Annotated in this window: 9 protein-coding genes and 3 pseudogenes; 7 read left to right on the top strand and 5 right to left on the bottom strand. The window is 69.4% G+C overall.

The features are described from left to right. On the bottom strand, positions 1-210 hold a 210-nt coding region (locus tag D588_RS24385; protein WP_043084151.1), incomplete at its 3' end, for a DUF4880 domain-containing protein. Continuing rightward, positions 191-763: a sigma-70 family RNA polymerase sigma factor gene (locus D588_RS0109400; protein ID WP_017911627.1), complete on the bottom strand. Its 573-nt coding sequence runs from the start codon at positions 761-763 to the stop codon at positions 191-193. The genes D588_RS0109400 and D588_RS24385, both read right to left, overlap by 20 nt. A 157-nt stretch (positions 764-920) precedes the next feature. Between D588_RS0109400 and D588_RS28500 the strand changes: the two are divergent. The 6 genes and pseudogenes from D588_RS28500 to lepB all read left to right on the top strand — a co-directional run. Beyond that, a pseudogene (locus D588_RS28500) lies at positions 921-1,685 on the top strand (cyanophycinase); the annotation flags it as partial. A 216-nt stretch (positions 1,686-1,901) separates the two neighbouring features. Beyond that, on the top strand, positions 1,902-2,867 hold the full coding sequence (locus tag D588_RS28495) for an isoaspartyl peptidase/L-asparaginase (protein ID WP_232764268.1): 966 nt from the start codon (positions 1,902-1,904) through the stop codon (positions 2,865-2,867). A gap of 172 nt (positions 2,868-3,039) precedes the next feature. Next, positions 3,040-5,199 (top strand): peptidyl-dipeptidase Dcp, encoded by a 2,160-nt coding sequence (dcp, locus tag D588_RS0109390; RefSeq protein WP_017915794.1) that lies wholly within the window; start codon positions 3,040-3,042, stop codon positions 5,197-5,199. A 102-nt stretch (positions 5,200-5,301) separates the two neighbouring features. Then, positions 5,302-5,811 (top strand): hypothetical protein, encoded by a 510-nt coding sequence (locus tag D588_RS0109385; protein ID WP_106404473.1) that lies wholly within the window; start codon positions 5,302-5,304, stop codon positions 5,809-5,811. Positions 5,812-5,955: 144 nt separating this feature from the next. Continuing rightward, positions 5,956-6,348, top strand: coding sequence for a hypothetical protein (locus D588_RS0109380; protein ID WP_017915792.1), 393 nt, complete (start codon positions 5,956-5,958; stop codon positions 6,346-6,348). A 135-nt stretch (positions 6,349-6,483) separates the two neighbouring features. Further along, a complete protein-coding gene (lepB, locus tag D588_RS0109375; protein WP_017915791.1) occupies positions 6,484-7,113 on the top strand; it encodes a signal peptidase I in 630 nt (209 codons plus the stop codon). Between the two features lie 125 nt (positions 7,114-7,238). On the opposite strand, the gene D588_RS0109370 is transcribed toward lepB, so the two are convergent. From D588_RS0109370 to D588_RS0109360, 3 genes and pseudogenes are all read right to left on the bottom strand, one after another. Next, the gene (locus D588_RS0109370) at positions 7,239-7,592 is read right to left on the bottom strand and encodes a VOC family protein (RefSeq protein WP_017915790.1); all 354 of its coding nucleotides are present in this window, start codon (positions 7,590-7,592) and stop codon (positions 7,239-7,241) included. Positions 7,593-7,662: 70 nt separating this feature from the next. Continuing rightward, a pseudogene (locus D588_RS24380) lies at positions 7,663-8,387 on the bottom strand (helix-turn-helix domain-containing protein). A 76-nt stretch (positions 8,388-8,463) separates the two neighbouring features. Then, complete coding sequence (locus D588_RS0109360; RefSeq protein ID WP_026143547.1) at positions 8,464-9,432, bottom strand: LysR family transcriptional regulator; 969 nt, start codon at positions 9,430-9,432, stop codon at positions 8,464-8,466. A 108-nt stretch (positions 9,433-9,540) separates the two neighbouring features. On the opposite strand from D588_RS0109360, the pseudogene D588_RS24375 reads away from it, so the two are divergent. Then, a pseudogene (locus D588_RS24375) lies at positions 9,541-9,772 on the top strand (malate synthase A); the annotation flags it as partial.

The following is a 9,772-nucleotide window of genomic DNA, read 5'->3' as shown; positions in this document are numbered from 1 at the left end:
GGGCACCTGCCCATCGCGCTGGCCGGCGCCGAGTGCCTGCAAGCGCCCACTCTCCTGCCAGGCGGCCTGCAGGCGCAGGAACGCCACCCGGTGCGCGGTGGCTGCGGCCAGCCAGGCATCCAGGCGCGCCTGCCGTGCGTCGGACCAGTCGTCGCGGTCGCGCCGCGCCAGCCAGGCCGCCGCACGCGCCTCAATCCACCTGCTGTCCATCGCGTGCCCGCGCCTGCATCGGCTTCGCCGGCGCCGCCGCGCCCTCGTCGCCATGGAAATGATCGGCCAGCAGGCGCATGCCCCGGGCCACGTGCTTCTCCACGCTCTTCTCGCTGATTCCCAGGCGCACGGCCACCTCCTTCTGCGGCAGTTCCTCGACCCGCCGCAGCCAGACCACGCTGCGGCAGCGGTCCGGCAACCGGTCGAAGGCCGCCGCCAGCCGGCCCAGCACCTGCCGTCCGCCGCACCAGCGTTCCGGCGACAGCTCGTCTATCAGGACGTGCATCGACTCCAGATCCCCCACTGCCTCGATCGACACCACCCGGTTGCGGCGCAACCGGTCGGTCATCAGGTGCCGCGCGGTGGCGAACAGGAACGACTTGGGCAGGCTCGGCCGGGCCTTGCCGGCGGCCTCGTAGACGCGCACGTAGATCTCCTGGCGCAGGTCGTGCCACTCCTCGCGATGCGGCCAGCAGCGCCGCAGGTAGCCGCTGAGCGCCTGCTCGTGGACGAGGATTTCTTGGACGAACCAATCGTCGAGGGAAGCGGACATGGATCCCACATTAGCCGATCGCCGGTGCGTGCGGGCAAGTGCCGCGCGCGCCGACGTGGGAGGGTGAAGGCGGCGGGGGGAAACCGTGCCGCCGTTCGTCCCCTCTCAGCAACGAGCCGCACGCTCGCCTGCCCGCCCCGTTCCCGAGGAGATCCGCATGACCCGTTCCGTCGGCATGTTCCGGCCCTGGATGTCGCTGCTGCTGGGCCTGTGCCTGGCCACGCCCGCCGTCGCGCGCGATTACCGCCAGTACCTGGTCGGCGATCCGGCCGCGCCCACACCCGGCCCGGTGTCGCCCGGCCTGCTGCTGATGGGGGGCGGCGACCGCAACTACGACGCGCTGCGCTGGTTCATGGCCAAGGCCGGGCACGGCCACGTGGTGGTGCTGCGCGCCTCGCAGGCCAACGAGGTGGGCGAGGAGTTCTACCGCAAGGTCGGCGGCGTGGCCTCGGTCGAGACGTTCGTGTTCAGCGGCCGCGGCGCCTCCAGCGATCCGGCGCTGCTGCGCGCGCTGGCCCGCGCCGACGGCATCTTCATCGCCGGCGGCGACCAGTCGCGCTACGTGCGCTACTGGAAGAACACCCCGGTGGCCGACGCGCTGGATGCGCACGTGCGCGCCGGCAAGCCGCTGGGCGGCACCAGCGCCGGCCTGGCGATGCTGGGCGAGTACCTGTACGGCTCGATGGACGGCGGCAGCATCACCAGCCCGGCGGCGCTGGCCGATCCGCTGGGGCCGGCGGTCACCATCGAGACCGACTTCCTGCACCTGGACCTGCTCAAGCGGGTCATCACCGACACCCACTTCCGCGAGCGCGACCGCCTCGGCCGCCTGTTCGCGTTCCGCGCCAAGGCCGCCACGCTGGCGCCCAAGGGGGAGCCGCTGATCGGCCTGGGCGTGGACGAGAGCGCCGCGCTGGCGGTGGAGGGCGACGGTACCGCGCGCGTCTATGCCACCGATCCGCAGGCCGTGGCCACCGTGGTCGCCGGGCCGCTGCAACCGCCCACCCCGGCCGGGCAGCCGCTGCAGGCCGCCCGCATCGAGACCGTCGGGGTCGGCCCCGGTTCCACCCTGCACCTGCCCGACGGCCGCGTCGAGGCACCGGTCTTCCACCGCTACTACGCGGTGCAGGACGGGCGCATGCGCGAGATTCCCGCCACCACCCTGGTGATCCATGGCGGCGCCGGCGTCGAGCGCGCCAGCAGCAGCCCGGCCGACCTGGCCGAGGCGCGCGCGGCCATGGAGAAGGCGCTGCGCACCGGGCAGGCGCTGCTGGCGCAGGGCAAGCCGGCGGTGGACGCGGTCGCCGCGGCGATCACCGTGCTGGAGGACTCGCCGCAGTTCAACGCCGGCAAGGGCGCGGTGTTCACCCACGACGGCCGCAACGAACTGGACGCGGCGATCATGGACGGGCGCACCGGCAAGGCCGGCGCGGTGGCCGGCGTGCATCGGGTCAAGAACCCGATCGAACTGGCGCGTGCGGTGATGGACCAGTCCGAGCACGTGATGCTGGTCGGCGATGGCGCCGAGGTCTTCGCAAAGCAGCACGGGATCACGCTGGTCGCGCCGTCCTACTTCCGCACCGAGAAGCGCTGGCAGCAACTGCAGCAGGCGCTGAAGGAAGAAGCCAACAAGCAGGCGCACGCCGATCTGGAAACCGCCAAGCACTTCGGCACGGTCGGTGCGCTGGCGCTGGACCTGCAGGGCAACCTGGCCGCCGGCACCTCCACCGGCGGCATGACCAACAAGCGCTACGGCCGCGTCGGCGATTCGCCGATCATCGGCGCCGGCACCTTCGCCGACAGCCGTTGCGCGGTGTCCGGCACCGGCTGGGGCGAGTTCTACATCCGCGCGGTGGCCGCCTACGACATCTGTGCGCGGGTGAAGTACGCCGGGCAGAGCCTGGCCCAGGCCGCCGACGCGGTGATCGACAAGCAGATCCCCAAGGCCGGCGGCGACGGCGGTGCGATCGCGCTGGGCGCCGACGGCAGCGTGGCCTTCCCGTTCAACACCGAGGGCATGTACCGCGGCTGGATCGGCGCCGACGGCGTGCCGCACGTGGCCATCTTCAAGGACGAGGCGTTGCCGCTGCCCGGCGGGCAGTGAGCCCTGCGCGCCGGCGCCCCCTGCGGGGCGCTGGCGCCATGCCCGCGCCCGGCCATCTGTACGCCGGCTGGCTGCCGCGCCGGGCCGAGCCAATGGCACATGCCGCTGCCATGCAAACCCGGTAACGTGGGCGGCTGTCTTGGCCCCAAGGTCCTCCCAGGAGTTCCACCTCATGTCGCGTAACGTCGTTCTGGCCGCCGCCATCAGCCTGGCGCTGGCTGCCTGTTCCGGTAAGGAGTCCACCCCCGTGCCCGCCGCCCCCGCTGCTCCGGCCGCCGCGCAGCCCGCCACCGCCGCCAACCCGCTGCTGACCCCCAGCACGCTGCCGTTCCAGGCGCCGCCGTTCGACAAGATCAAGGACAGCGACTACCTGCCGGCCTTCGAAGAGGGCATGAAGCAGCACCTGGCCGAGATCCGCAAGATCGCCGACAACCCGGAACCGGCCACCTTCGCCAACACCCTGGAAGCGATGGAGCGCAGCGGCGAGACCCTGACCCGCGTGTCGCGCATCTTCTTCGGCCTGGTCCAGGCCGACACCAACGATGCCCGCCAGAAGATCCAGGAAGAGATCGCGCCCAAGCTGGCCGCGCACCAGGACGAGATCAGCCTGGACCCGAAGCTGTTCGCGCGCATCAAGAGCCTGTACGACCAGCGCGACACGCTGACCCTCGACCCGGAGCAGAAGCGCCTGGTCGAATACGAATACCAGGAGTTCGTGCGTGCCGGCGCGCAGCTGTCCGACGCCGACAAGGCCACCCTGCGCAAGCTCAACGTCGAAGAGACCACCCTGGCCACGCAGTTCCACACCAAGCTGGTCGCGGCCACCGCCGCCGGTGCGGTGGTGGTGGACGACAAGGCCAAGCTCGACGGCCTGTCCGACGGCGACATCGCCTCGGCCGCGCAGGACGCCACCGCGCGCAAGCTCGACGGCAAGTACCTGCTGGCCCTGCAGAACACCACCCAGCAGCCGGTGCTGGCCTCGCTGAAGGACCGCGACCTGCGCCAGCAGGTGATGGCCGCCTCGCAGTCGCGCGCCGAGAAGGGCGATGCCAACGACACCCGCCAGACCGTGCAGCGCCTGGCGCAGTTGCGCGCGCAGAAGGCCAAGCTGCTCGGCTTCGACAGCTACGCCGCCTACAGCCTCAGCGACCAGATGGCCAAGACCCCGGACGCGGCGCTGAAGCTGCTCACCGACACCGTGCCCGCCGCCACCGCCAAGGCGCGCAGCGAAGCGGCCGAGATGCAGAAGGTGATCGACGCGCAGAAGGGCGGCTTCAAGCTCACCGCTGCCGATTGGGACTTCTACGCCGAGCAGGTGCGCAAGGCCAAGTACGACCTCGACGAAGCGCAGATCAAGCCGTACTTCGAACTGGACAACGTGCTGCAGAACGGCGTCTTCTACGCCGCCAACCAGCTGTACGGCCTCACCTTCAAGGAACGCACCGACATCCCCACCTACCATGACGGGATGAAGGTCTATGAAGTGTTCGACAAGGACGGCAAGTCGCTGGCGCTGTTCTACACCGACTACTTCAAGCGCGACAGCAAGTCCGGCGGCGCCTGGATGGACGAGTTCGTCGGCCAGAACGGCCTGACCGGCACCAAGCCGGTGGTCTACAACGTCTGCAACTTCACCAAGCCTGCCCCGGGCCAGCCGGCGCTGCTGAGCTTCGACGACGTCACCACCATGTTCCACGAGTTCGGCCATGCGCTGCACGGCATGTTCTCCAACGTGAAGTACCCGACCCTGGCCGGCACCGCCACCTCGCGCGACTTCGTCGAGTTCCCTTCGCAGTTCAACGAGCACTGGGCGTCGGATCCGAAGGTGTTCGCGCACTACGCCAAGCACTATCAGACCGGCGAAGCGATGCCGGCCGACCTGGTGGAGAAGATCAAGAAGTCGCGCACCTTCAACCAGGGCTACGCCACCACCGAGTACCTGTCGGCGGCGCTGCTCGACCTGTCCTGGCACACCCTGCCGGCCGACGCGCCGCTGCAGGACGTGGACAAGTACGAGGCCGACTCGCTGAAGAAGTACAAGGTGGACTTGCCGGAAGTGCCGCCGCGCTACCGCACCACCTATTTCGACCACATCTGGGGCGGCGGCTACTCGGCCGGCTACTACGCCTACTTCTGGTCGGAAGTGCTCGACGACGACGCGTTCCAGTGGTTCAAGGAGCACGGCGGCCTGACCCGCGCCAACGGCGACATCTTCCGCGCCAAGATCCTCTCGCGCGGCAACACCGTCGACCTGGCCACCCTGTACCGCGACTTCCGCGGCAAGGACCCCAGCGTCGAGCCGCTGCTGGAAAACCGCGGTCTGAAGAACTGATCGGCGCTGCGCCGATCGAGTGTGTCGAGAACGGGATGGCCTTGCGGCCATCCCGTTTTTGTTGGAGTGTCCGGATACTCCATCCACCACAAGGAGATGGTCATGAAGGGACGCTGGATTGTCGGTATGGCGCTGCTGGTCGCCTGTTTTGCGGTGTCCGCCGCAGGGCGATTGGACATCCGACTGGAACATGCGCAAGCAGCCAGTGAGAGCACGGGCGCAGCGGTCATCACGATCACCCTGGCCAACGTGGGCGATCAGCCGATCGCGGTGCCGGATGCCTATATCCCCGAGGTGAACCGCGACGGGCGACTGCAAGCGAATGTGTTACGAGTGCTGCAGGAGGACGGAAGCGCTGTGGCCTACCGCGGCATCTACGTGAGCCAGCTGCCGGGTTCGAGGCCCGACGTGATCCTGGTTCCGGGCGAGTCGAAATCCGCGACGGTGGATCTGTCTCGGAACTACGGGATCGTCCCTGGACGCCGCTATTTGGTGGCTGTGCAGCCGTTGTTGCGGTACCGCGAACTTCCGGCGAAAACTTTCGCGAATGTTTCTGGTCAGGTGGGTTCCCTCAAGGCCGCTACGTCCAACCGCATCGAGGTCATGCCGTAGGCATCGGCCGACGGCGTGACCGCCGTTCTTTTGCTCGCACGCTGACGCGCGCTGCGGCCGGGGAAGGGCGCCCTGGTAACGTGTCTCGACAGGGCGGCATGATCGCTGCTGATTTATCCATCTGATGCATGGGAGTATCGAAGCATGATGTTTGCCATGGCGCTCCTGGTGGGCGCGGCGACGGGGCCGGCGCATTTCAGCGCATCGCGGCCGCAAAGCTTCTCCAGCGTCTGTCGCATCGAGGAAGAGGGGGAGTTGCTGGGGACGACGCTATGGATCCTGCCTGCCGTCGATGGCACTCGGCTGTTGATCCAGCGCTACGAGGGCGGGGCTTTGACGCCGGCCTTGTTCTCGACGCATGCCGAAGACGAAACGCTCGTGGTGTATTCGGAGCGGAACGAGCCGCTTTATGCAGTGCGTCGCGACGGGAAAGGCGCGCGGATCACGTATCTCAATGGCGAACAAGGGAGGGATGGCGGAAACGAGGAGCGTCTGCCTCCCGTCGTCACAGTGGGTGAGTTTCCAGACTGCAAATGAGTTGCCGTCTGCATGGTGTCGGCAGGCGTCTGTGCCGGGCGGCGCCATGCCTTTCGTCACTGGCCCCGCGAGCCGCCAAGCGCGCACTGTCGCGATGACACATCCCGTGCCGCCCTCGCTCACCCCAGGTGCCCCATGACCCACGCCGATCCGCATGCCACCCGCCTGCAGCGCGCCGCGCGCTGGAGCCGCAAGGAATTGCTGCCGATGGTGGTGATGCTGTTGCTGCTCACCGCCGCGCGGTCGTCCTTCGCCAATCACTATGTGGTGCCCTCCGGCTCGATGCAGCCGACGCTGCAGCCCGGCGATCGCGTTGCCGTGGACATGAGCGCTTACGGGCTGCGCGTGCCGTTCACCGAGTACCGCGTGCTCGAACGCGGCCGGCCGCAGCGCGGCGATGTGGCGGTGTTCGACTCGCCGCACGACGGCACCCGCCTGATCAAGCGCGTGGTGGCGGTGGCGGGCGATCGTGTGGACGTGCGCGATGGCCATCTCTCCATCAATGGCCAGCCGCTGCAGGTGGGCGCGGCGGGCGATGCCGAGCGCTTCGGTGCGCGCATCGCGCGGCTTGACCTCGACGCAGGCGGCGGCCCGGACCTGCACGGTGTGCGCGTACCGCCCGGCAAACTGCTGGTCATGGGCGATCATCGCGGCGACAGTTTCGATGGCCGCTATTTCGGCTTCGTCGATGCCGACAGCGTCTACGGCAAGGCGCTGGCGGTGTTCTACCGCCGCGGCGAGGGATTCGAGTGGGCGCGGCTGTAGGGCACCGCGCGCAGTGACGCGACCTGATCCGTAGGAACGATTTCAGCCGCGACAGGCGTTACTGGGAGTGCCCGTCACGACTGAAGCCGCTCCTGCGGAGGCAACCTGCTGGTGCCGCGGTGCCGTCACAAGCCCTCGCACCACACCGCCAGCTCGTAGCCGTCGCGGTCGGCGAAGTGGAAGCGGCGCCCGCCCGGGAAGTCGAACAGCGGGCGCACGATGCGGCCGCCGGCGGTTTCGATGCGCGCCTGGGTGGCGGCGAGGTCGTTGGAGTACAGCACCACCAGGGCGCCGCCGGGCTGCGGCGTGCCGTGGAAGAAGCCGCCGCTCAGGCGGCCGTCGCGGAATTCGCAGTAGTCCGGGCCGTAGTCCTGGAAGGTCCAGTCGAAGGCCTGGCCGTAGAAGGCCTTGGCCGCGGCGATCGAGGCGACGGCGAATTCCAGATAGTCGATGCGGTGATGCTGTTCGGCGCGGGACATGGGCGGTTCCTTTGGACGGGGCGCCAGTATCGACCACCGTGCGGCCGCCGGCTTGGCGAAAACGGCCAGCTCAGCGCGCGTGCCGCTGCACCAGGTCGCGCGGGCGCAGGCCGGTCAGTTGCCGGCTGTCGCGCACCAGGTGCGGTGCGTCGCCGTAGCCGGCCTCGAGGGCGGCCGCGGTCAGGCTGGGATGCTGGCGGACCAGGCCCAGGAAGCGTTGCAGGCGCAGAGGATGCGCTCCAGGGTCTTGGCGCCGTAGCCGAAGGCCTCGTGGCTGCGTCGCCGCAAGGTGCGTTCGCTGACGCCCAGCGCATGGGTCAGCGAGTCCAGCCGCGGCGGTGCGTCGCCGGCGAGTTGTGCGAACAGCCAGGCCATCGCGGAGTCGCGGTGCAGCGGCCGGCTCGCGCACAGCGTGTGCAAAGCCGTCAGCGGATCGGCGGTGTCTTCCATCCGTGCCTGCCAGTCGCGGCCGCGGACGCCCCACAGCGTCTCCAGCGGCACACGCTGGTCTGCAATGGCGTGTAGCGGCACGCCGAGCAGGCTGGCGCCGGCACCGGCGGCCAGGCGCACGCCGGTGAGCACGCTGCCTGGCGCCAATCTGGCATCGGTGGCGCGGCGGTCCGGCCCGGCGACGAACAGGGCGCGGCCGTCCCAGATCAGGTCGACGCAGCCATCCGGCAGCACCTGCGTCGCGGCGGTCTCGGCTTCGCCCTGGCGGAACCGCCAACTGCAGCGCAGGCGGTCGCGCAGCGCCGGGGGTGCGTCGGCTTCGGCGTAGCGGGAGGGCAGGGACACGGGCGGTCGGTGTACAGCGGGTGTGCCGCCACGGTAGCAGAGCCCAAGGGCGCCGCTGACGCGCGGCCGTGCGCAGCTACCGCTCCGAAGGCCCGCTCTCGTCGTAGCCGCGCGGGGTGAACAGGTCCGGCTGGATCAGCTCGATGAAGGCGCGTGCCTGCGGCGACAGGTACTTGCCCTTGCGCACCACCACGCCGTAGCTGCGCGCCGGGAAGTAGTCGCTCAGGGCGCGGGTGGCCAGGCGCGCGCGGTCGGCGTCGGTGAGGCAGATCGAACTGACGATGGACACGCCCATGCCCATCGCCACGTACTGCTTGATCACCTCCCAGCCGCCGACTTCCAGCGCCACGGTGTAGGGCACGCGCGCCTGCTGGAACACCAGGTCGACCAGGCGATAGGTGACCTGGCGCCGCGGCGGCAGGATCAGCGGGTAGGGCGACAGGTCTTCCAGGGTCAGCTTCGGCTTGCGGGCCAGCGCGTGGTCGCGCGGGGCGATCAGCAACTGTTCGAAGCGGTACACCGGGGCGTAGCTGAGGTCGGCCGGCACGTCGAGCATGGAGCCGACCGCCAGGTCCACCGCGTCCTCGCGCAGCAGGTCGGTGCCGTCGGCGCTGATCGCGTTGTGCAGGGTCAGCCGCACCTGCGGGTGGCGGGCGCGGAAGGCCTCCACGATCTTCGGCAGCAGATAGAGGATGGTGGAACTGTTGGCAGCGACGTTGAGTTCGCCGGCGTCCAGCCCGCGCGCCTTCTCGCGGAAATCCGCCTCCAGCCGGTCCAGGCTCTCCACCAGCGGCTGCGCCATCTCGTACAGCAACTGGCCCTCGCGGCTGGGCACCAGGCGGCGGCCGCTGCGCTCGAACAGCACCACGCCCAGTTCGCGTTCCAGCGCCTGCAACTGCAGGGTCACCGCCGGCTGGCTGACGAACAAGGCATCCGCGGCCCGCGATACCGCGCCCAGTCGCACCGTCTGGCAGAACGCGCGCAGCGGCTTGAGTCGGTCGGATTTGTAAGGAAATCGAGGGGTTGCGGCGCTACCCGTGGCCATGACGTGATAGATATAAGTCTTACTTATATAAAACATTGACAAAACTGCTTTGTCAAATACATCCGTCGGCAGCACGGTGGAGCCCCGGAAACATCGAGGAATCCCCACATGTCCGCCCCCGCTTTCGCTGCCGCTCCCGACCCGTCCACGCGCTCCACGCCGGGTATCGCCCTGACCGCCTCGCTGGCCGGCCAGGACGCCTTGCTGCCGCCGCCGCTGCTGGCCCTGCTGGTGTCGCTGCACCGGGCGATCGAGCCGGAGCGGCAGGCGCGGCTGGCCGCGCGGCGCGAGCGCCAGGCGTTCTTCGACGCCGGCGGCCTGCCGGACTTCCGCGACGACA

This window comes from Xanthomonas sp. SHU 308, assembly GCF_000364645.1.
In the GTDB taxonomy this organism is placed as follows: Bacteria; Pseudomonadota; Gammaproteobacteria; order Xanthomonadales; family Xanthomonadaceae; genus Xanthomonas_A; species Xanthomonas_A sontii.
This window is presented reverse-complemented; position numbering and strand designations above follow the sequence as displayed.